Origin of the sequence: Janibacter anophelis NBRC 107843, assembly GCF_001570945.1 — a bacterium.
In the GTDB taxonomy this organism is placed as follows: domain Bacteria; phylum Actinomycetota; class Actinomycetes; order Actinomycetales; family Dermatophilaceae; genus Janibacter; species Janibacter anophelis.
The window spans coordinates 39,407-59,885 of the sequence record NZ_BCSQ01000014.1 but is presented as its reverse complement, the minus strand read 5'-3'; the positions used below and the strand labels follow the sequence as shown (position 1 = coordinate 59,885).

The 20,479-nt window shown below is 71.1% G+C and carries 20 protein-coding genes, 1 tRNA gene and 1 riboswitch; of the genes, 10 read left to right on the top strand and 11 right to left on the bottom strand.

The features are described 5' to 3' along the window. A partial coding sequence (locus JAN01S_RS17375; RefSeq protein ID WP_218000004.1) for a hypothetical protein occupies positions 1-241 on the top strand: 241 nt, incomplete at its 5' end. 31 nt (positions 242-272) lie between these two features. Here the strand turns inward: JAN01S_RS17375 and JAN01S_RS05535 are convergent. Continuing rightward, positions 273-875, bottom strand: a complete 603-nt coding sequence (locus tag JAN01S_RS05535; protein WP_157075612.1) for a hypothetical protein — start codon at positions 873-875, stop codon at positions 273-275. A 250-nt stretch (positions 876-1,125) separates the two neighbouring features. On the opposite strand from JAN01S_RS05535, the gene JAN01S_RS05530 reads away from it, so the two are divergent. Both JAN01S_RS05530 and JAN01S_RS05525 read left to right on the top strand, forming a co-directional pair. After that, positions 1,126-1,199: transfer RNA gene (locus tag JAN01S_RS05530), tRNA-Lys, on the top strand. 72 nt (positions 1,200-1,271) lie between these two features. After that, the gene (locus JAN01S_RS05525; protein WP_068314889.1) at positions 1,272-2,474 is read left to right on the top strand and encodes a MarP family serine protease; all 1,203 of its coding nucleotides are present in this window, start codon (positions 1,272-1,274) and stop codon (positions 2,472-2,474) included. Positions 2,475-2,510: 36 nt separating this feature from the next. Here the strand turns inward: JAN01S_RS05525 and JAN01S_RS05520 are convergent, their stop codons facing one another. Continuing rightward, entirely contained in the window at positions 2,511-4,190 is a 1,680-nt protein-coding gene (locus tag JAN01S_RS05520) for a S8 family peptidase (RefSeq protein WP_068314886.1), read from the bottom strand. 80 nt (positions 4,191-4,270) lie between these two features. Beyond that, a complete protein-coding gene (locus JAN01S_RS05515; protein ID WP_068314883.1) occupies positions 4,271-4,834 on the bottom strand; it encodes a sugar O-acetyltransferase in 564 nt (187 codons plus the stop codon). A gap of 46 nt (positions 4,835-4,880) precedes the next feature. After that, positions 4,881-5,056, top strand: a riboswitch (cobalamin riboswitch). A gap of 41 nt (positions 5,057-5,097) precedes the next feature. On the opposite strand from JAN01S_RS05515, the gene JAN01S_RS05510 reads away from it, so the two are divergent. From JAN01S_RS05510 to JAN01S_RS05480, 7 genes are all read left to right on the top strand, one after another. Next, positions 5,098-6,156 (top strand): FecCD family ABC transporter permease, encoded by a 1,059-nt coding sequence (locus JAN01S_RS05510; protein WP_244884764.1) that lies wholly within the window; start codon positions 5,098-5,100, stop codon positions 6,154-6,156. After that, positions 6,153-6,953 (top strand): ABC transporter ATP-binding protein, encoded by an 801-nt coding sequence (locus tag JAN01S_RS05505; protein WP_068314880.1) that lies wholly within the window; start codon positions 6,153-6,155, stop codon positions 6,951-6,953. The genes JAN01S_RS05510 and JAN01S_RS05505 overlap by 4 nt, the downstream gene beginning before the upstream one ends. Continuing rightward, the gene (locus tag JAN01S_RS05500; RefSeq protein WP_068314877.1) at positions 6,950-8,002 is read left to right on the top strand and encodes an ABC transporter substrate-binding protein; all 1,053 of its coding nucleotides are present in this window, start codon (positions 6,950-6,952) and stop codon (positions 8,000-8,002) included. Before JAN01S_RS05505 ends, JAN01S_RS05500 begins: the two co-directional genes overlap by 4 nt. A gap of 70 nt (positions 8,003-8,072) precedes the next feature. Beyond that, positions 8,073-8,795: an enoyl-CoA hydratase/isomerase family protein gene (locus JAN01S_RS05495; protein ID WP_068314874.1), complete on the top strand. Its 723-nt coding sequence runs from the start codon at positions 8,073-8,075 to the stop codon at positions 8,793-8,795. Between the two features lie 2 nt (positions 8,796-8,797). Then, positions 8,798-9,400, top strand: coding sequence for a hypothetical protein (locus JAN01S_RS05490; protein ID WP_068314870.1), 603 nt, complete (start codon positions 8,798-8,800; stop codon positions 9,398-9,400). A gap of 233 nt (positions 9,401-9,633) precedes the next feature. Further along, the gene (locus tag JAN01S_RS05485; protein WP_068314867.1) at positions 9,634-10,260 is read left to right on the top strand and encodes a DUF47 domain-containing protein; all 627 of its coding nucleotides are present in this window, start codon (positions 9,634-9,636) and stop codon (positions 10,258-10,260) included. A 5-nt stretch (positions 10,261-10,265) separates the two neighbouring features. After that, positions 10,266-11,267: an inorganic phosphate transporter gene (locus JAN01S_RS05480; RefSeq protein ID WP_280513176.1), complete on the top strand. Its 1,002-nt coding sequence runs from the start codon at positions 10,266-10,268 to the stop codon at positions 11,265-11,267. Between the two features lie 100 nt (positions 11,268-11,367). Here the strand turns inward: JAN01S_RS05480 and pstB are convergent, their stop codons facing one another. The 8 genes from pstB to JAN01S_RS05440 form a co-directional block, all read right to left on the bottom strand. Continuing rightward, positions 11,368-12,147 (bottom strand): phosphate ABC transporter ATP-binding protein PstB, encoded by a 780-nt coding sequence (pstB, locus tag JAN01S_RS05475; protein WP_068314864.1) that lies wholly within the window; start codon positions 12,145-12,147, stop codon positions 11,368-11,370. Between the two features lie 22 nt (positions 12,148-12,169). Next, positions 12,170-13,240, bottom strand: a complete 1,071-nt coding sequence (pstA, locus tag JAN01S_RS05470; protein WP_068314903.1) for a phosphate ABC transporter permease PstA — start codon at positions 13,238-13,240, stop codon at positions 12,170-12,172. Between the two features lie 11 nt (positions 13,241-13,251). After that, a complete protein-coding gene (gene pstC / locus JAN01S_RS05465) occupies positions 13,252-14,190 on the bottom strand; it encodes a phosphate ABC transporter permease subunit PstC (protein WP_068314861.1) in 939 nt (312 codons plus the stop codon). Positions 14,191-14,286: 96 nt separating this feature from the next. Further along, the gene (gene pstS, locus JAN01S_RS05460; protein WP_244884763.1) at positions 14,287-15,399 is read right to left on the bottom strand and encodes a phosphate ABC transporter substrate-binding protein PstS; all 1,113 of its coding nucleotides are present in this window, start codon (positions 15,397-15,399) and stop codon (positions 14,287-14,289) included. Positions 15,400-15,607: 208 nt separating this feature from the next. Further along, on the bottom strand, positions 15,608-16,564 hold the full coding sequence (locus tag JAN01S_RS05455; protein WP_068314856.1) for an NUDIX hydrolase: 957 nt from the start codon (positions 16,562-16,564) through the stop codon (positions 15,608-15,610). A 2-nt stretch (positions 16,565-16,566) separates the two neighbouring features. After that, positions 16,567-18,846: an RNA degradosome polyphosphate kinase gene (locus JAN01S_RS05450; RefSeq protein WP_068314853.1), complete on the bottom strand. Its 2,280-nt coding sequence runs from the start codon at positions 18,844-18,846 to the stop codon at positions 16,567-16,569. 5 nt (positions 18,847-18,851) lie between these two features. After that, complete coding sequence (mshD, locus tag JAN01S_RS05445) at positions 18,852-19,760, bottom strand: mycothiol synthase (RefSeq protein WP_068314850.1); 909 nt, start codon at positions 19,758-19,760, stop codon at positions 18,852-18,854. Continuing rightward, positions 19,757-20,461, bottom strand: coding sequence for a winged helix-turn-helix domain-containing protein (locus JAN01S_RS05440; protein ID WP_068314847.1), 705 nt, complete (start codon positions 20,459-20,461; stop codon positions 19,757-19,759). The genes mshD and JAN01S_RS05440 overlap by 4 nt, the downstream gene beginning before the upstream one ends. Positions 20,462-20,479: the final 18 nt, after the last annotated feature.

Here is a 20,479-nt window from a genome sequence, read left to right as displayed (position 1 = left end):
TGTCACGGTGGAGAGCAGCGGCGGTAGCTCAGGGTGGTTCCTGCGAGGGGAGATCGGACTGCCTGACGATCCGAATGAGGCGCGCACCGTCTACGAGAACTGCCTGCGGGCAATTGCTGACGTCCCGTCGAGACTGACAGTTGGGATTTCGGTCTATGGCCGGTCTGCTGCGGGCGAACTCGACCCAGCAGACGTGGGAGCCCCTGACGACACCTACCGCCTCAAGGAACACTTCAGCTGAGCCGGACCGCAGAGTGCCACACGATGGACCGTCAGCACCCGTGGATGCGGGTGCTGTGCTCCTTCAGCCCTGACACGGCGACGAATGCATGTTCGCACTCACGGCACCAGTGCAGCTCGCGCGCGTTTTCCCAACTGTCGATCGTGGCTTCCCACCACCAGGCGCGGCTGCCCTCGAGACCGTCAACTGCCGGCAGCGTGCCTTTGCGTCGGTACTGGGAGATCGCTGATGGGGTCCACCCGTAACGCGCCCCAAGGTCTGACGTAGTAAGCCGGCGCGGCGTCAGTTCACTGTGCCCCTCGACGAGTTGCCGGCGCAGTCGCGCCACCGGCACCCCTAGGGCACCGGCCACCTGAGAGACAGGCTCACCTGCACTCCATCGGCGCAGCGCCTTCACCGCGTCACCGATATCTGGGAGACCGGAGACGGGCCAGCCGTCCAGGGCCAGCGCCACGACGCAGGCCATGGTGCCCGACAGGTCGGCGATGGCCTCGTCACCCAGGCCACTCGAGCGGGCCTGGACCCACCTCGGTAGGTCTTCCAAGTGGGCCGCGATCAGGGCCAGTGCCGTGGCCGTCAGTTCGTTCTGCACCCGCGAGTGTGGCCGGTCCCAGTCTCGGGCGAGCTCGGCCATGCGGACCGCTCCCGTCGCCCACCGGCGCAAGGTCGCCACCTGCTCCTGTGAAGGATCTGCCCGCTCGTCGCGCGTGCGGCTCCGCTCACGAAACGGAGTCTTGTCGCAGGAGACCGATGGAGGGCGAAAGTTCCTCGTGCGTGGGAGCCAAGGCGACGGGCGGGTACCCTCTCGGTGGGCTGGCAAGAGTCGGGGCACATTGTCCCCAGGGAAGTCCCCAGGGTTCTCCCGACTAAACTCCCCATCCCCCGGGCCTCTAGCTCAATCGGTCAGAGCTGCGGACTTTTAATCCGTAGGTTGTGGGTTCGAGTCCCACGGGGCCCACTCACCTGACTCCCAGCGTGGTGTGATGACGTGCCCGGACCCGCCCGCTGCGGGCCGGACCCGAGGAGCCCCATGACACCCGCGCTGATCCTGGACGTCGTGCTGCTCCTGCTGCTCGTCGGCTACGTGGTCGGCATGTACCGCACCGGCCTCGTCGCGGGCGTGCTGTCGATCGCGGGCATGGTCGCCGGCGGGCTGCTCGCCCTGTGGGTCCTGCCCGGACCGCTCCAGGACTGGTCGGCGACGGCCGGTGACCCGCGGGCGCGCGTGCTCTTCCTCGTCGTCGGCACCATCGGAGCCGCCGCACTCGGCCAGCAGCTGGGCGCCGTCCTCGGGTGGCGCTTCCGCTCGCGCCTGACCCACCGTCCCAGCCGCGCCCTCGACTCGGTGCTCGGCGGCGTCGCCGCCCTCGTCGTCGGCGCGAGCCTCGTGTGGTTCGTCGCGTCGGCGGCCCTGGGGGTACTCCCTTCGCCTCCCCGGGCACTGGCCGACTCCCGCGTCCTGCACGGCATCGACCGGGTCATGCCCGACAGTGCCGACCGGGCGCTGTCCAGCGCCTACCGACGCCTGGCCGCCGACGGACTGCCGCGTGTCTTCTCCGGAGTGCAGCGCGAGGCCATCCGGCCGGTCGAGCCGCCACCGCAGGACGTCGTGGAGGGCCGCGGCGTCGAGGCGGCCGGCGCCTCCGTGGTCAAGGTGACCGGCACGGCCCCCGACTGCGGCACCGGGTCCTCCGGCAGCGGCTGGGTGGTCGCGCCCCAGCGGGTCGTCACCAACGCGCACGTCGTCGCCGGCGTGGACGCCCCCATGGTCCAGGTCGGCGGTGACGGCCCCAGCCTGCCCGCCGCCGTCGTCGCCCACGACCCGCGCACCGACGTCGCCGTCCTCGCCGTGCCCGACCTGCAGGCGCAACCGCTGCCCTCCGGCCCAGACCTGGCCCGCGGCGACGCCGTGGCCGTCGCCGGATTCCCCCTCGGCGGTCCCTACGACGTCGAGCCCGGTCGCGTGCGCGAGCGCATCGAAGCCCGCGGTACGGCCATCGACGGCAGCCCGGGCGTCACCCGCGACATCTACTCCGTCAACGCGCGCGTCGAGCACGGCAACTCGGGCGGCCCGCTGCTGTCCTCGACCGGGCAGGTCGTCGGCACCGTCTTCGCCAAGTCGGTGACCGACTCCGGCACCGGCTACGTGCTCACCCTCGACGAGACCCGCCCGGTCATCGAGCAGGGCGTGCGCTCCACCTCACCTGTCGACACCGGCGACTGCGCCGCCTGAGCCCCCGGTTCCGCCAGAGCCCACCCGCTCGCGGCCTCACTCCACCGCGGCAGCCGCGTCGACGATCCCCTCGCCGTAGATCCCGTTGCGCTCGCTCGTGCCCTCGCAGTGCACGACGCCCTCGTCCGCCGGGCAGTCCATGTCCCGCGCGGTCTCCCGCAGTCGGGCCGCGACGTCGTCGGGGTTCATCCGCTCGTCCTCGGCGCTGATGATCAGGGCCGCCACGCCGGCCACGTGGGGAGCGGCCATCGAGGTCCCCTGCAGCCACGTGTAGAGCCCGCAGCGCTCGTCCGGGTCGGGGTCGGTGGCGCCGATGCCGTCGGGGCAGCTGCGCACGACCCGCTGGTTGCCCGACTCGGTCACCCGCCCCTCGTCGTCGATCGCGCCCTCGGCGCGCGCGAGCCCGCGCGGCATCGCGGAGAGGATGCCGCCGCGGCCGTCGGTCTCCTGCCCGCCGGGCGCCGCGACGTCGATCCGCTGGTCGTCCGGGTCGGAGGTCCAGTTCGAAAAGGTCGAGCGCTCGTCGCCCTCGTCGACCGAGGCGACGCCGACGACGCGCTTGCCGTCCAGCGGGAGGCGCTCGCACTCAGCGGGGTCGACGGTGCGCGCGTGGGCGACGTCGCCGTAGTTGGGGCTCGTCTCGTCCGGCCCCTTGGCTCCGACGTCGGCACCCTCGTTGCCGGCGGAGGTCACGAGGGTGACGCCACCCTCGTGCGCGACCGTGTAGGTGCGGTGCATCAGCTCGATCGCGACGTCCTGGAATGCGGCCTGCTCGGGCGAGTCCCCTTGCGCCCCACCGCTGCACGCGACGAGCCACGGGTCGACGTAGTAGCTCATGTTGACCACGTCGATCTCCTGGTCGGCCGCGTAGGTCAGTGCGTTGACCGTCGGGCCGAGGAAGAACATGCCGGAGTCCTGGCCGGCGCGCAGGTCGACGAGCGTGACCCCCGGCGCGACCCCGGTGACCCCGAGTCCGTTGGCCGCGGCCGCGACCGTGCCGGCGACGTGCGTGCCGTGCCCGTTGTCGTCCTCCCCGACCGGGTCGACGCAGTCCTCGGCCTCGCACGGCCCGTCGATGTCGGCGATGTCGCTGACGAAGGACTTGGAGAGCCCGGTGTCGAGCACGGGCGCAAGGTCCGGGTGGTCGGCGTCGACACCCGTGTCGAGGATCCCGACCCGCACCTCGCGGCGCCCGGTGGTCACCTGGTGCGCGTCGGCGACGCCGATCGCCTCGGTGCCCCACAGCCACCCGTCGAAGGGGTCCGCGCCCTCGGGTGCCGTCGGCGGCGGTGGGATGTCGGTCGCCGGGGTCAGGTCACCTGCCTCCGGCAGTCGCGGGTCGTCCGGCTGCCAGTCCTCGCTGCGGTCGGTGACGGCCGCGGAGACTCCGTCGACCCCCTTCGCCCGCTCCTGCACGTCGTCGTCCGCGCTGCGCAGGGTCACCATGCCGACGGCGCGGTTGACCGAGGTGAGCGCGAGGCCGTCGGCCTCGAGCGCGTCGGCCACCTGCTGCGTGTCGGCGGGGTCCTCGACGACGACCACCCAGTCGCGGCCCTCCGTGGGCGGGTCGAAGAGCTCGACCGACGTGTCCTCCGGCGTGCTCGACGGCGTGGGGGAGGAGCTCGTGCCCTGCGGCGGGTCCCCGTCGACGAGGGAGCAGCCGCCGATGGTCATCGTCAGCGCGAGCAGCGCGCCCCAGGTGCTGCGTGCCTGCATGTGCGTCCCCTCAGTCGGTGCCGTCGTCGCAGTCTACGGACGGACGAAGGGCGGCGCCCCGCCCCGCGACCGGCCGGCGGTCAGAGCTCGCGGACCACCCGGGCGGGATTGCCGACCGCGACGACGCCGGCCGGGATGTCGCGGGTGACGACGGAGCCCGCGCCGATGACGGAGTCGTCGCCGATCGTCACCCCGGGGCAGACGATGACGCCGCCGCCGAGCCACACGTTGTCACCGATGGTGATCGGCTCGCCGGCCTCGACCTTGTCCCGGCGAGGACCCGGCTCGAGCGGGTGGGTCGGCGTGAGCAGCTGGACGCCGGGCCCGATCTGGCAGTCCTGCCCGATGCGGATCGGGGTCACGTCGAGCGCGGTGAGGTTGTAGTTGACGAAGGTGCGCGCCCCGATGCTGATGTTGCTGCCGTAGTCGACGAAGAGGGGCGGGCGCACCTCGACGTCCTCACCGAGGTCACCGATGAGCTCCTGCAGGATCGCCCGGGCGTCCCCACCCTCGAGGCTCGCCCGGTGGTACCGCTCCTGCAGCTCGCGTGCCCCGGCGCTCGCCGCGGCCAGCTCGGGGTCGCTCGCGTCGTACTCGTCGCCGGCGAGCATCCGCTCGCGCTGGGTGCGGCCGTCATCGCTCATCACCCCACCCTACGGACGCCCCCGGGACCCCCACCTCCCCATGGCGTACTGTCGGCACCGAGCCAGACGCACACCAGTGCAAGGGAACCCGGTGCGAATCCGGGACTGTCGCGCAGCGGTGAGGGTGACTGGCGGGGTATCAGGCCACTGGGCAACCAGCCCGGGAAGGCGCCCCGTCGGGATGACCCCGAGTCCGAAGACCTGCTGGCTCGTCCATCCGACCGGGCCTCGCGATCAGGCCCCCGATGCACCTGGAGACCTCTGTGTCCCATGACCGTCCCGGCGGCCGTCGGGTCCCCACCGGCCCGCTGCTGGTCTCCCTCGCCGTCCTGACGCTCGTCAGCGCCGTCGTCTCTCTGGCCCTCGGCTCGGAGCCGCTCGAGGTCGCCGGCGTCGTCGACGTCCTGCGCGCCCGCCTCTCCGGCGGTGTCGGGGCCGACCCGACCTACGACACGATCGTCTGGGAGCTGCGGGCTCCGCGCATCATCATGGGCATGGTCGTGGGCGCCGGCCTGGCCATGGCGGGCGCGTGCATGCAGACCCTCGTGCGCAACCCGCTCGCCGACCCCTACCTGCTCGGGGTCTCTGCGGGAGCCGGGGTGGGTGCCACCCTCGTCATCGTCCTCGGGGTCTTCAGCGGACTGGGCATCTGGGCGCTGTCCTTCGGGGCCCTGGGCGGCGCGCTCGCGGCGACGGCGCTCGTCTTCGGGATCTCGATGTGGCAGGGCGGCATCACCCCCCTTCGCCTCGTGCTGACCGGTGTCGTGATGTCCGCCGCCTTCTCCTCCGTCTCGAGCTTCCTCGTCTTCTTCAGCGCCGACCCGCGGGCCACGCAGTCGGTGCTCTTCTGGCTGCTCGGGAGCCTCTCCGGCTCGGTGTGGGACCAGATCCTGCCGTCGGTGATCGTCGTCGCGGTCGCCATGGCGATCCTCCTCGCGCTGCACTCGTGGCTCGACGCGCTCGCGGCCGGCGCTGACGTCGCGTCGGCGCTCGGGGTGCCGGTCAAGGCGCTGCGGGTCGGTCTCTTCGTCCTCACCTCGGTGCTCGTCGGGGTGCTCGTCGCCGTGTCCGGGGGGATCGGGTTCGTCGGGCTCGTCGTGCCGCACCTCGCCCGGATCCTCGTCGGTGCCCTGCACCGCAACGTCCTGCCGGTGGCGGCCGTCGGTGGCGCCCTCTTCATGCTCTGGGTCGACGTCGCGGCCCGGGTCATCGTGCGCCCGCAGGAGATCCCGCTCAGCGTCGTCACCGGCCTCGTCGGGGCGCCGATCTTCCTCTTCCTGCTCGGCCGACGCCACTACAGCTACTCAGGAGGCGGCGAATGACCCACCTCACCAGCCACGGTCTCACCTGCGCGATCGGCGGTCACCCGATCGTCTCCGGCGTCGACATCGACATCGCGAAGGGGGAGATGGTCGCCCTCGTCGGCCGCAACGGCAGCGGCAAGTCCACGCTCCTCCGCACCCTCGTCGGCCTCCTGCCCGCCGTGACCGGCTCGGTGCACGTCGATGGCGCCGACCTGCGGACCCTCACGCCCAGGCAGCGCGCCGGCCGTCTGGCGTACGTCGGTCAGGAGGAGGGCCCGCCGGAGGACCTGCTCGTCGGCGAGATGGTCGCCATGGGTCGCATCCCGCACCGGCCCCCGTGGTCCGTCGGGGCGAAGGGGGAACGCCGCATCGTCCTCGACGCGCTCGCCTCGGTCGGCCTGGCCCACAAGGTCGACCACCCTTGCCAGCACATGTCGGGCGGCGAACGACGACGGGCGATGCTCGCCCGCGGGCTCGCGCAGGGCACCGACCTGCTCGTCCTCGACGAGCCGACCAACCACCTCGACGTCCACCACCAGATCCAGCTGCTCGACACCGTGCGCGGGCTCGGGCGCACCGTGCTCGCGGCGGTGCACGACCTGTCCCTGGCGGCCTCGCACTTCGACCGCGTCGCGGTGCTCCACGAGGGCCGGCTGCACGCGGTCGGCGCACCGACCGACGTGCTGACCCCGGCTCTCGTGCGTGAGGTCTTCGCCGTCGACGCGCTCCAGCTCACCGACCCGTCCACCGGCCGGGTCCACCTCACCCTCGGCCCGGGGGCACCCGTGGCCACCACCCGAAAGGCCCTGGCATGACCCCCCTTCGCACTGCCCGCGCTGTCGGCGCGCTCGCCCTGGCCGGCTCCCTCCTCGCTGCCTGTGGAGGTGGCGCGGATGCCGACTCCACCTCGTCGGCCTCGGCGGGCGAGGTGACGATCACCAACTGCGACGAGGAGGTGACCTTCCCGTCGCCGGCGCAGGCCATGTACGTCGGCGGCGACGGCAACCTGCTGTCGATGGTGCTCGCTCTCGGCGCCCAGGACCAGGTCGCGGGCGTCAGCGAACTCAGCGACACCAAGGAGGCCCTCGCGACGGCCTACGGTGCCGACGTCGTCGACGGGCTCCACGTCGCGACCAAGGACTACCCGACGATGGAGAACGTCGTGGCGCAGAAGCCCGACGTCATGCTCGCTGGCTGGAACTACGGGTACACCGAGGAAAAGAAGCTCACCCCGGACCTGCTCGCGGACCGTGGCATCGCCGGGTACGTCCTGTCCGAGAGCTGCCGCCAGGCCGACGGCAAGCGCGGCACGATGCCCCCGTGGGAGGCCCTGGAGGCCGACATCGACAACCTCGGCAAGATCACCGGACGCGAGGACGAGGCCACGCAGGTCAACGAGGACATCGCCACGCGGCTGCAGGCGCTCGAGGACGCGCCGCAGGCGAAGCAGGCCCCCACGGTCTTCCTCTTCGACTCCGGCACCAAGCAGATCTTCACCTCCGGGTCCTTCGGCGGTCCGCAGGCGATCATCGAGGCCGCCGGCGCCAAGAACGCGACCGAGGACGTCAAGGACACCTGGACCGAGGTGTCGTGGGAGCAGCTCGTCTCCTCCGAGCCGGACTTCTTCGCCTTCGTCGACTACGACGGCCAGACCTTCGAGGACAAGGTCAAGGTCCTCGAGTCCAACCCGGCGACCAAGGACCTGCCGGCCGTCAAGGAGAAGCGATACCTCAACCTGCCCATCCCCGCCTGGACGAGCGGACCGCTGAACATCAACTCCGCGGAGCAGCTGCGTCAGGCCCTGGAGGAACACGAGCTCGTGCCCGCGAGCGACATCGAGCCCGAGTTCGACCTCGAGCCATGACGGACCCGGCGGAGGGGACCGGTCGCGGGAGCCATGGGCGTGCGCGCCTGCGGTGACTATGGTTGCGGTTGTGGGAGTTACGTACGAAGCATCCGACCGACTGGCCCGACTCGTCCTCGACCGGCCCGAGGCGGGCAATGCCCTCGACCTCGACATGGCCCGTGCGCTGCGCGACCACGTCGAGCGCGCTCTCGGGGACCCCTACGTCGACATCATCACGCTGACCGCGAACGGCGAGGACTTCTGCCTCGGGTCCGACACGAGCGACGCCGAGCAGGCCGATGACCCGACCACCGCGGTCTTCGAGCTGGCGGCCGCGCTCGAGGAGCTCTTCGCCCTGCTCAACTCCTCGACCAAGCTCGTCCTCGTCGGCGTGCACGGGCGCGCGATGGGCTCGGGGCTGGGACTCGTCCTCGCCGGAGACCTCGCCTTCTGCGCCGACGACGCGACCTTCTGCGTCGCGCCCAAGGGTGGCACCGGGGCTCCGGACCCCGGGCTGGCCTGGCTCCTGCCCCGCGCGATCGGGCAGCAGCGGGCCCTGGCCTTCGGCCTCGGCGGACGCACCCTCGACGCGTCGACCGCGGACGACTGGGGCATCGCCGAGCTCGCGCCGGACGGCGACGTCGCCACCGCGCTCAAGGACGCCGCCGACAACCTCGGCGGCAAGCACCTGTGGGCCAACACCGAGATGCGCCGGCTGCTGCACGCCTCGTGGGAGACCTCGCGCACCGAGCTGTCGCAGTCCGAGGCCGTCACGCTCGTGCGGGCGCTGCTCACCCGCAACAAGCGCTGACGATGGCCGAGCCGGGCAAGCCACGTCGTCCGCTCCACTTCGGGCCGGACGCCATGGAGGCCCACGGCGGCACCCTGCCCGACCCCGCGGAGACCGCCGCGGCCGCCCACGCGGCGGCCCGCACGGTCGTCGACGCCGGGCGGGGCGACGCGGCGCCCGCGACCACCGAGCGCCTGGTGCGCCTCGTCGAGGACGTCGGCATCGACACCCTGGCCCAGCTCTGGGCGGGCCGTCCTGCCCGCAGCCTCCCGGGTGCCCTCTGGCGGGTCTACGTCCTGCGGGCATGGATCCACCGCAACCCCGAGGTCGCCGCGTACGAGTACGCCTCCGGCCTCGCGGTGGCCCAGGTCAGCCACGTCATCGCCGGGGTGGTCGACCCGCCCGGTGCCGACGAGGTGCGCGAGCTGTCCGACCGCATCCTCGGAGGGCTCTTCGACGGCGACCTCGCCGTCGCCCTGGAGCGGGCCGCTGCCTTTTGTCGGGTCGTGGCCACCGGACGGGCCCACCTCGAGGAGGGCGACGTCGAGTCGGCGGCTGCGATGGTGACCACGGCCGAGGACCTCGAGGCATGCGCCCGGCTGTGGCGCCGCGGCGCACTGGACTGAGTCCCGTCGCGGGAATACGCGTGACCTTCGTCGCCGTTACGCTGGTTCGGTGCACCGGGTCGCGGTAGCCCCGGGTCCCAAAATACGCCGCCACGAGCGGCCGTGCGCCGTGAGGCGCTCCCGACCCGGTGCACCACTCGTGTCGAGCGGGTGAACGCCCGATGACGCGTTCGTGGCACAACGGTCCTAGTCTTGGGTCGACCTTCCTTCCCTGACCCGGAGTCTGACTGCCCGTGGGCCTCTTCCGACCGTCCGCCCAGGACGATGCGTTCTACAAGCTCCTCGCCGACAGCGCTCGCTTGGGCGTCGACGCGGCGTCGACCCTCACCCAGATGCTGGCGTCCGGCGCCACCGAGCGGGAGGAGCTGCTGCCCCAGCTGAAGTCCATCGAGCACGAGGCGGACGAGGCGACGCACGCCATCATCCACAAGGTGAACTCGAGCTTCGTCACCCCCTTCGACCACGGTGACATCGTCGAGCTGGCCGCCGCGCTCGACGACTGCACCGACGCCCTCGAGTCCGTCGGCCAGATGGTCGTGCTCTACCGCATGGACGGCCTCATGCCGGAGGTCACGCAGCAGATGGAGGTCATCTCGCGCATGGCCGAACTTACCGCTGAGGCGATGCCACGCCTGTCGACGATGAAGGAGCTGCGCGACTACTGGGTGGAGATCAACCGCCTGGAGAACCAGGGTGACGTCATCTACCGCACCCTGCTGCGCGACCTCTTCGGCGGTGCGGTGACCGACCCCATCGAGGTCATCAAGCACAAGGACATCATCGAGCGCCTCGAGCAGGCAGCCGACGCCTTCGAAAGGGTCGCCCACCGGGTCGAGACCATCGCCATCAAGGAGTCCTGACCCCCGTGGAGTGGATCCCCGTGGCCATCGTCACGCTCCTGGCGATGGGCTTCAACTACACCAACGGCTTCCATGACGCGGCCAACGCGATCGCCACCTCGGTGTCGACCCGGGCCCTGACGCCCCGCGCCGCGCTGGCCATGGCGGCCGTGGCCAACCTCTTCGGAGCCTTCTTCGGCGCCAAGGTCGCCGAGACGGTCGGCCAGGGCATCATCGACGCCCCCGACGGGCGCCTGGGCCTGGTGCTCTGCGGGGCCGCGCTGATCGGCGCCATCGCCTGGAACATGCTCACGTGGTGGCGCGGCCTGCCGTCCTCGTCCTCGCACGCCCTCATCGGCGGACTCGGGGGAGCGGCCCTGGCCGCGGGGGCGGCCGTGAAGTGGGAGGGCGTCCTCGAGCTGGTCATCATCCCGATGGTCCTGTCGCCGGTCGTCGGCGTCGTCGTCGGGTTCCTCGTCATGCGCCTGATCCTGCGCATCTTCCGCGAGGCCCACCCCGGTCGGACCAAGCGCGGCTTCCGGATGGCCCAGACGGCCTCCGCCGCCGCGATGGCCTTCGGGCACGGCATGCAGGACGCCGCCAAGACCGCCGGCGTCGTCGTCCTCGCGCTCACGGTCTCGGGCCACCAGGGGTCCGACGACCACAGCATCCCGCTCTGGGTGCTCGTCATGTCCGCTGTCGTCATCTCCCTGGGCACCTACGCGGGAGGGTGGCGCATCATGCGCACCCTCGGCCGGGGGATCATCCACCTCGATCCGCCGCAGGGCTTCGCGGCGGAGGTCACGGCCGCCTCGATCCTCTACGTGGCGACGATGCTGCGGGCCCCGATCTCGACGACCCACGCCATCACCTCGGCGATCATGGGCGTCGGGGCCACCCGCTCGCTCAAGGCCGTGCGGTGGGGCGTGGCGAAGAACATCGTCGGCGCCTGGGTCCTCACCTTCCCCGGCGCGGGTCTGTCCGCGGCGCTCGTCATGTGGGTCGCGATGCCGCTGCTGGGCGTCTGACCCCCTTCGCCCGACCCGGCACGACGAACGGCCGACGGATCCCCCCTGCGGATCCGTCGGCCGTCGCCGTTCGTGGGCCCCCGACGAAGGGGGCGAGAGGTCACCCGAAGCGACCCGAGATGTAGTCCTCGGTGGCCTTCTGCGTCGGGTTGTTGAAGATCTTCTGCGTGTCGTCGAACTCCACGAGCTGACCCGGCTTGCCGGTGCCCTCGATGTTGAAGAAGCCGGTGCGGTCGGAGCACCGCGCCGCCTGCTGCATGTTGTGCGTCACGATGACGATCGTGTAGTTCTCCTTCAGCTCCGCGATGAGGTCCTCGACCGCGAGCGTGGAGATCGGGTCGAGCGCCGAGCACGGCTCGTCCATGAGGACGACCTCGGGCTTGACCGCGATCGTGCGGGCGATGCACAGCCGCTGCTGCTGACCACCGGAGAGGCCGGAGCCGGGCTTCTCCAGCCGGTCCTTGACCTCGTTCCACAGGTTGGCGCCACGCAGGCTGGTCTCGACCAGCTCGTCCGCGTCCTTCTTGTTGATCCGCTTGTTGTTCAGCTTCACGCCCGCGAGGACGTTCTCGCGGATCGACATGGTGGGGAAGGGGTTGGGCTTCTGGAAGACCATCCCGACCTTGCGGCGGACGTTGACCGGGTCCACGCCCTTGCCGTAGAGGTTCTCCCCGTCGATGATGACCTCACCCTGGACGTGGGCGCCCGGGATGACCTCGTGCATGCGGTTGAGCGAGCGGAGGAAGGTCGACTTGCCGCAGCCGGACGGACCGATGAGGGCCGTGACCGAGCGGGGCTCGATGGTGACGGAGACGTCCTTCACGGCGAGGAAGTCGCTGTAGTAGATGTCGAGGTTCTTGACGTCGATGCGCTTGGACACGTCGCGTTCCTTGTCTGTCGCGTCAGCGACCGGTCTTGGGGGCGAAGAACTTGGAGATGAGGCGGGCGAGGACGTTGAGGATCATGACGATGATCATCAGGACCAGGGCCGCGGTGAAGGCAGTGTCGAGGGAGGCCTGACGGTCCAGGCCGGGGCTCGCGTACTGCTGGTAGGCGAAGAGCGGCAGCGCCGCCATCGACCCCTCGAAGGGGTTGAAGTTGGTCCCGCGGGCCGCGCCCATCGTGATGAGCAGCGGGGCGGTCTCACCCATGACACGGGCGATCGCGAGGGTGACGCCCGTCGCCAGGCCGGCGATGGCCGTCGGGATGACGACCTTGACGATCGTCAGCCACTTCGGGACGCCGAGGGCGTAGCTGGCCTCACGCAGCTCGTTGGGCACCAGGCGCAGCATCTCCTCGCTGGAGCGCACCACCGTCGGGATCATCAGCACCGACAGCGCGACCGCGCCGACGATGCCCGACTGGTAGGCCGGGCCGAAGATCAGCGTGAAGAGCGAGATCGCGAACAGACCGGCGACGATCGAGGGGATACCCGTCATGACGTCGACGAAGAAGGTCAGCCAGCGGGCGACCCGGCTCTTGCCGCCGTACTCGACGAGGTAGATGCCGGCGAACAGGCCGATCGGGATCGAGATGAGCGAGGCCAGGCCGGTGACGATGAGCGTGCCGATGATCGCGTGGTAGGCGCCACCGACCTCGCCGGCACCCACACCCTGCATCGAGTAGGTGAAGAACTCGGCGTCGAAGCGTGCGAGACCCCGGTCGACGATCGTCACGGTCACCGACACCAGCGGCACCATGGCGATGAGGAAGGCGGTCGTCACGACGCCGGTCACGAGCCGGTCCATCGCGTGCCGGTGGCCCTCCACGGCGCGGGAGACCACGTAGATCGCCACGCAGTAGATGAGGGCGGCGATGAAGAGCAGCCCGAGGATGCTCCAGCCGAAGAGGAGGAGCTGGATGGCCAGCGCCACGACGACGGAACCGACGAGGATGCCCAGTCGTGCGTTGCGGCCGAGCCGGCCGCTCTGGTTGGGGCTCGCCTCGGGGACGGCCTGTGCGGGATCGGTCATGAGGTCGTTCATCAGTTGGCTCCCGAGAACTCGGCGCGGCGGGAGATGATCCACCGGGCGAACATGTTGACGAGCAGGGTGACGACGAAGAGGGCCAGGCCCGAGACGAAGAGGGTGTTGCGCTCGACGCCGAAGGACTCCGGGAAGTTCAGCGCGATGTCACCGGCGATGGTGCCCGCCGAGGCGGAGGTGAGCAGCTCCCACGAGTAGCGGGCGCTCGGGGACAGGATGATGGCGACGGCCATCGTCTCACCGAGTGCGCGGCCGAGGCCGAGCATGGCGCCCGAGATGACACCGGATCGGCCGAAGGGGATGACCGTCTGGCGGATCATCTCCCACCGGGTGGCGCCGAGGGCGAGGGAGGCCTCCTCGTGCAGGCGCGGGGTCTGCAGGAAGACCTCGCGGTTCACCGCCGTCATGATCGGCAGGATCATGATCGCCAGGACGATGCCGATCATCAGCATCGTGCGGCCGGTGACCGTGACCTGACCGCCGAAGAGCGGGATCCAGCCGAGGTACTCGCTGATGACGTTGAAGGACGGGACGGCCTCGGTGGCGATCGACAGGCCCCACAGGCCGAAGATGATCGACGGCACGGCGGCGAGCAGGTCGATGACGTAACCCAGCCCCTGCGCCAGGCGGCGCGGTGCGTAGTGGCTGATGAAGAGCGCGATCCCGATCGACAGCGGGAAGGCGATCACCAGGGCGATGATCGAGCTGAGGAGGGTGCCGAAGATCAGCGGGCCGACGTACCAGAGCAGGCCCTGCTCGCCGCGCACCTCGGTCGGGTCGGCGACGATGGCCGGCCAGGCCTGGTAGAGGAGGAAGGCGGCGACGGCGGCGAGGGTGATGAGGATCAGGACGCCGGACCCGACGGCGGCGCCGCCAAAGATCCGGTCACCCGGTCGGCGGACGGCCTGCGGCCGGGCAGGGGCGGTGGTGGTGCTCACGAGGTCTCCCAGGGGTGAGGGGTTGTGCAGGGCAAAGGCCCCGTGACCGACTCAGTGTCGGTCACGGGGCCGTGCCGAGTCCACGGAAACGCGTGGTCAGTCGGTCGCGATGTTCCCGATGGCAGCCTTGGCGTTCTCCAGGGCCTCGCCGGTGAGCGGGGCGTTGCCAGCGGCCGCGGAGGCGTCCTCCTGGCCCTCGGTGGAGGCCGCGTACTCGAGGTAGGCCTTGACCGTGTTGGCGACCTCGGCGTCGTCGTACTTGCTGCACGCGATCGCGTAGGAGACGAGGACGATCGGGTAGGCGCCGTCCTTGACCTTGCCGCGGTCCAGCTTGACCGAGTAGTCGGTCTTGCTGTCCGGGACGGCGCGCTCGGCACCCGAGAGGGCGTCGGCGGCGGCCGCGGGGGTGTACTCGACGAACTCCTCGCCGACCTTGATCTTGGCGGCGCTCAGCTCACCGATCTGGGCGGCGTCGGCGTAACCGATGGTGCCGTCACCGGACTCGATCGTGCTGACGACACCCGAGGTGCCCTTGGCGGCCTCGCCACCCTTGACCGGCCAGGTCTCGACCTCGCCGTGGCTCCAGGAGTCGCCAGCGGCCTCGGTGAGGTAGGCGGTGAAGTTCTCGGTCGTGCCGGACTCGTCCGAGCGGTTGACCGGGGTGATGGCCGTCGACGGCAGGTCGGCGTCCGGGTTCTCCTTCTTGATGGCCGGGTCGTCCCACTTCTTGATCTTCTGGTCGAAGATCTTGGCGATCGTGTCGGCGGAGAGGTTCAGGTCGTCGACGCCCTCGAGGTTGTAGGCGACGGCGATCGGCGCGACGTAGATCGGGAACTGGATGGTCTCGGCGGTGCAGCCACCCTCCTTGGCGGAGGCGAGCTCCTCCTCGTCCATCGCGGCGTCGGAGCCGGCGAACTGGACGGCGCCGTTGATGAACTTCTCACGGCCGGTGCCGGAGCCGTCGGGCGAGTACTCGACGGTGGCGTCGGGGTTGGTCTCGGAGAACTTGGCGGCCCACTCGGCCTGCGCCTTCTCCTGGGTGGAGGCTCCGGCGCCCTTGATCGCACCGGCGACGGCGGCGGAGTCGCCGTCGCCACCGGACGAGGAGCTGTTGCCCTCGTTGCCCGCGCCGCAGGCGGCCATGGTGAACGTCAGGGCAAGAGCAGCGGTGGCGGTCAGGGCCTTGCGGCTACGGGTGGAACGGATCACGTCTGTCAGACCTCTCTACAGGGGTGGGACACGACGTGCGACGGCAGCCCGCCGCGACCGCCGTGGTCGTACAGGTCGAAGGTAGGGACGGTCGGTGACCGGACGGGCCGCAATCGGTGAACAGTGGGTGAATCGGACCTGCACAGTGCGTGGTTCGGGTCGCGAGTTCATCACAGTCGATGTATGCGGGTGACCGGCGGGTAGCCCTTCACCCGCGGTCGAGCGGATGGTGGCGCTCGGCTGCCACGACCCTGGCCCCGTCGCCGGTGCCCACGATGTGGGCCACGAGGACCTCCCCCTTCGCCAGGCCCGAGGACGCGACGTCCTCGATGACCGAGCGGGCGACCAGGCCGGGTGCGAGCCGCGGGTCGACCCGCGCGAGCAACCGGTTGACGAGGTCGGGGAGCACCGGGCCGTGGCTGCAGAGGCAGGCGGGCACCCCCCGCTCGAGGAGCCGGTCGAGGTGGTGTCCCGCCCGGCTCGGGTCCTGTGCGTAGCCCTCCTCGGACAGGCCGGGCTTGAGCCGCAGCCGCCCGCCGGTCGCGGTCGCGTAGGGGGCCAGTGTGTCGCTGGCGCGCGTGGAGGGGCTGCTCACGAGACGCTCGATCCCGTAACCGGCCAGGAGCGGCACGAGGTCGGCTGCCTGCGCCCGTCCTTGGTCGTCGAGCGGCCGCAGCCAGTCGTCGTCGTCCCAGCTCGAGCGCGGACGTGCCTTGGCGTGGCGCAGGATCGCCAACGGCCAGGTCGTGAGGGTGCCGGTCGCGTCGGCGGCGACCAGGGCGTCCATCTGGGCGCGGTCGTGCGCGTAGGTCAGCCGCTCCAGCGCCTCGTCGGCCTCGAGCCAGGCCACCTCGTCGATCTCGTGGACCAGGCCCCCGTCCCCGCCGGTGACCTCGGCCGCCCAGTAGCGCACCTCCTTGACCGCCCGACCGGACCCGCTCGCCACCGTGTACGTCGTCGTCGGGAGGGGATGGCCCAGGCGCACGCGCAGGCCGGTCTCCTCGAGGGTCTCGCGCACACCCGCGACGGGGAAGGTCTCCCCGCGGTCGAGCTTGCCCTTGGCCCAGGACCAGTCGTCATACCGGGGACGGTGGACGAGGGCGACCTGGAGCCGCCCGCGCCGACGCCGCCACGGCAGCGTGCCTGCCGCCAGGACCGTCGCCATCGTCAGCGCCGCGCCTTGCGTCGCCGCTTGGCGTGCATCGCGATGAGGGCGGCCTGGACATCGGGCAGCGGGGCGCCGTCGGTGTCGAGGTGGACCCGGGTCCACCGGCCGTCGCCGTCGAGGGACCAGTGGGCGTAGTCGCCCGACATGCCGCGGGCCATGAGGTCGAAGAGCTGGTCGACGTGTCGCGGCTGGGTGATGCGCACGAGGGCCTCGACTCGCCGGTCGAGGTTGCGGTGCATGAGGTCCGCCGAGCCGAACCACGCCTCCCGCTCCTCGCCGGAGCCGAAGAGGAAGACGCGCGAGTGCTCGAGGAAGCGTCCGAGCACCGAGTGCACGCGGATGTTGTCGCTCAGTCCCTCGATGCCCGGGCGCAGGGTGCAGATGCCGCGCACCCAGATGTCGACGCGCACCCCGGCGATGCTCGCTCGGTACAACGCGTCGATCGTCGCCTCGTCGACGAGCGAGTTGACCTTGAACGCGACGTACCCGTCACCGCTGCGGGCCTGCCGCTCGATCTGCCGCTCGATGCGCTCTACCAGCCCGTCGCGGATGTTGCGCGGGGCGACGAGCAGCCGCTTGAACTTGCTGCGGGGCGCCAGGCCGGAGAGCTGGTTGAACAAGCGGGTGAGGTCCTGACCGACCTCCGGGTCGGCGGTGAGCAGCCCCATGTCCTCGTAGAGACGGGCCGTCTTCGGGTTGTAGTTGCCGGTGCCGACGTGGCAGTAGCGCTTGAGGCCGTCGGCCTCCTGGCGCACGACGAGGGCCAGCTTGCAGTGGGTCTTCAGGCCGACGATGCCGTAGACGACGTGCACGCCGGCGTGCTCGAGCTTGCGGGCCCACTCGATGTTGTTCTGCTCGTCGAAGCGGGCCTTGATCTCGACGACGGCGAGCACCTGCTTGCCGGCCTCGGCCGCGTCGATGAGGGCGTCGACGATCGGGCTGTCACCGCTCGTGCGGTAGAGCGTCTGCTTGATCGCGAGCACGTGGGGGTCGGCCGCGGCCTGCTCGAGGAAGGCCTGCACCGACGTGGAGAACGAGTCATAGGGGTGCTGCAGCAGCACGTCCTGCCGAGAGATCCGCTCGAAGAGGTTGGCTGCCTTGGACGACTCGGCCGGCGCGAGGTCGGCATTGGTCCGGGCGACGAAGGGCGGGAAGTGCAGGTCGGTGCGGTCGATGTCGGCGATCTCGTTCAGACCGCGCAGGTCCAGCGGTGCCGGCAGTCGGTAGACCTCGTCCTGGGTGACCCCGAGCTCGCGGGTGAGCAGCTCCATGACGTGGTCGTCGAGGTCCTCCTCGACCTCGAGCCGCACGGGCGGTCCGAAGCGCCGCCGGGTCAGCTCCTTCTCCAACGCGGCCAGGAGGTTCTCGGCGTCGTCCTCCTCGACCTCGAGGTCCTCGTTGCGGGTGACGCGGAAGGAGTAGTGCTCGTGCACCTCCATGCCGGGGAACAGCTGGTCCAGGTGGGCGGCGATGACGTCCTCGAGCGGGACGAAGCGGGCCTCGAAGAGGTCGGAGGTCACCGAGGCCCTGGCGCGGCGCACCTTGAGGAATCGGGGGAGCGAGGGCGGCATCTTGATCCGCGCGAAGTGCTCCTTGCCCGTCTTGGGGTTGATGAGGATGACCGCGAGGTTGAGCGAGAGACCGGAGATGTACGGGAAGGGGTGGGCCGGGTCCACGGCCAGCGGGGTGAGCACGGGGTAGATCTCGTCGCTGAAGAGCTTGCCGAGCCGCTCCTGCTCGGCCGGCTCGACCTCGCTCCAGCGCACGATGCTGATGCCCTCGTCGACGAGCGCGGGCCGGACGCTGTCCTCGAAGATCCGGGTCTGCATCGCCGAGAGGTCGTGGGCGACCCGGGAGATGTGCTCGAGGACCTCGCGCGGCTCGAGGCCGGAGGGGCTGCGCACGGCGATGCCGGTGGCGATGCGGCGCTTGAGCCCGGCGACGCGGACCATGAAGAACTCGTCGAGGTTGCTCGTGAAGATCGCGAGGAAGCGGGCTCGCTCGAGCAGCGGCACGGTCTCGTCGGCGGCGAGCTGCAGGACCCGCTCGTTGAACTGCAGCCAGCTGAGCTCGCGGTCGAGGAAGCGGTCGCTCGGCAGGTCGGACAGGGACTCCTCGTGCGGGGCCACGCGCACGAAGCGCCCGTCGGCGGACCGGGGCCGCAGCTCGTTGGTGGCCGCGGGCGAGGAGGAGGAGATCGTGACGTCCCCCGGCGTCGCGGCTGCGACGCGGGGCGCCACCACCGAGGGTCGGGGGGCGGGGTTCGAGGCGTCCGACATGGCCCTCATCCTTGCACCGCGTCGTGAACCGGCGGTGAACTGCGTCGCGCGTACATGACATGGACGGCCTTGCGCGTGAAGCCCGCTCGCCGGTAGGTCGCCAGGGCCGGGTGGTTGTCGGCCTCGACGTAGAGCTCGACCTCGGTGACGCCTCGTCGGGCCAGGTGGGCCAGGCCGAGCCGGGTGAGCGGCCCCGCCAGACCGCGCCCGTGCACGTCGGGATGGAGGCCGACGACGTAGACCTCGCCGATCTCACCGCCCGGGGGGTCGATCTTGGTCCAGTGGAAGCCGACGACCCGCTCACCGTGTGCCGGGTCCTCGAGCAGGAGCACGCCCTCCGGGTCGAACCACGGCTGGGCCATGCGCTCGGCCAGCCCCGGGGCATCGAGCGCGCCCTGCTCGGGGTGGTCGACGAAGGCGGCCGCGTTGACGGCGAGCAAGCTCCCTTCGTCCTCGCCGGGGCGGAAGGTGCGGTGACGCACCCCGTCGGGGAAGGCCGGGTTTTGCTCGTCGCCCGGCTGCACGTTGCGGGAGAGGACGAGCAGCTCGCGCACGACCTGCAGCCCGAGGCGCTCGCCGAGCGCGCGGGACGCGGGCAGGTCCCCGTGCGCCCACGGGCGCACGTCGGGGCGCCGCTCGAGCGCCGCGGTGAGCAGGGTGCGGCCGATCCCGCGGCCGCGTTGCTCCGGGACGACGAAGGCCTCGAGCGACCCGTCCGCGGCGGTGGCCGCGTACCCGACGACGGCGTCGCCGTCGGTGACCACGAGGTGGTCGCCCTCGCGGGGGAGGGCGAGGACGAAGGCCTCGCTCAGGGGTGCGACCCCGTCGTGCACGGCGGCCAGGTCGGCGCCGGCGCGCACCTGCTGCACGTGGTCGTCGGACAGACGGGCGAAGGGGGTGGCACCCGCTGTCATTCGACCACCGCCGGGTCGGGGGTCGGGTCGTCCTCACGGGTGACGACGAGGCGGTAGCCGACATTGCGGATCGTGCCGATGAGCTGCTCGTGCTCGCTGCCGAGCTTGGCGCGCAGGCGCCGGACGTGGACGTCCACGGTGCGGGTCCCTCCGTAGTAGTCGTACCCCCAGACCTCCTGGAGGAGCTGGGCTCGGGTGAAGACGCGGCCGGGGTGCTGCGCCAAGTGCTTGAGGAGCTCGAACTCCTTGTACGTCAGGTCGAGTAGGCGGTCGTCGATGCGGGCGGAGTAGCTGTCCTCGTCGATGGTCAGGTCGCCCGCGACGATGCGGTGGTCGTCCTCGGCGGGCGCCTCGACCCGGGTGATCGCCAGGCGCAGCCTGGCCTCGACCTCGGCGGGGCCGGCTGACTCGAGCAGGATGTCGTCGACGGCCCATTCGGCGTTGACGGCCGTGAGGCCGCCCTCGGTGAGGACGGCGATGACCGGAGCGCTCGTGCCCGTGGTGCGCAGGACCCGGCACAGCGAGCGGGCGCGGGCCAGCTCGGTGCGCGCGTCGACGAGCACGACGTCGACCGCGGGGGCGTCCACGACGGCGGAGACCTCGGCCGGCAGCGAGCGCACCTGATGACCCAGCAACCCGAGGGCCGGGAGCACCTCGGCGCTCGGCGCCAGGTCGTCCGTCAGGAGCAGGAGTCTGGCCATCACCGGACAGAATATCCT

What these genes read in the sequence shown, in the direction of transcription:
- JAN01S_RS05535 (WP_157075612.1), bottom strand. Translation starts at nt 875, where the DNA reads ATGGCCGAGCTCGCCCGAGACTGGGACCGGCCACACTCGCGGGTGCAG.
- JAN01S_RS05525 (WP_068314889.1), top strand. Translation starts at nt 1,272, where the DNA reads ATGACACCCGCGCTGATCCTGGACGTCGTGCTGCTCCTGCTGCTCGTC.
- JAN01S_RS05520 (WP_068314886.1), bottom strand. Translation starts at nt 4,190, where the DNA reads ATGCAGGCACGCAGCACCTGGGGCGCGCTGCTCGCGCTGACGATGACC.
- JAN01S_RS05515 (WP_068314883.1), bottom strand. Translation starts at nt 4,834, where the DNA reads ATGAGCGATGACGGCCGCACCCAGCGCGAGCGGATGCTCGCCGGCGAC.
- JAN01S_RS05505 (WP_068314880.1), top strand. Translation starts at nt 6,153, where the DNA reads ATGACCCACCTCACCAGCCACGGTCTCACCTGCGCGATCGGCGGTCAC.
- JAN01S_RS05500 (WP_068314877.1), top strand. Translation starts at nt 6,950, where the DNA reads ATGACCCCCCTTCGCACTGCCCGCGCTGTCGGCGCGCTCGCCCTGGCC.
- JAN01S_RS05490 (WP_068314870.1), top strand. Translation starts at nt 8,798, where the DNA reads ATGGCCGAGCCGGGCAAGCCACGTCGTCCGCTCCACTTCGGGCCGGAC.
- pstA (WP_068314903.1), bottom strand. Translation starts at nt 13,240, where the DNA reads ATGACCGATCCCGCACAGGCCGTCCCCGAGGCGAGCCCCAACCAGAGC.
- JAN01S_RS05455 (WP_068314856.1), bottom strand. Translation starts at nt 16,564, where the DNA reads ATGGCGACGGTCCTGGCGGCAGGCACGCTGCCGTGGCGGCGTCGGCGC.
- JAN01S_RS05450 (WP_068314853.1), bottom strand. Translation starts at nt 18,846, where the DNA reads ATGTCGGACGCCTCGAACCCCGCCCCCCGACCCTCGGTGGTGGCGCCC.
- mshD (WP_068314850.1), bottom strand. Translation starts at nt 19,760, where the DNA reads ATGACAGCGGGTGCCACCCCCTTCGCCCGTCTGTCCGACGACCACGTG.
- JAN01S_RS05440 (WP_068314847.1), bottom strand. Translation starts at nt 20,461, where the DNA reads ATGGCCAGACTCCTGCTCCTGACGGACGACCTGGCGCCGAGCGCCGAG.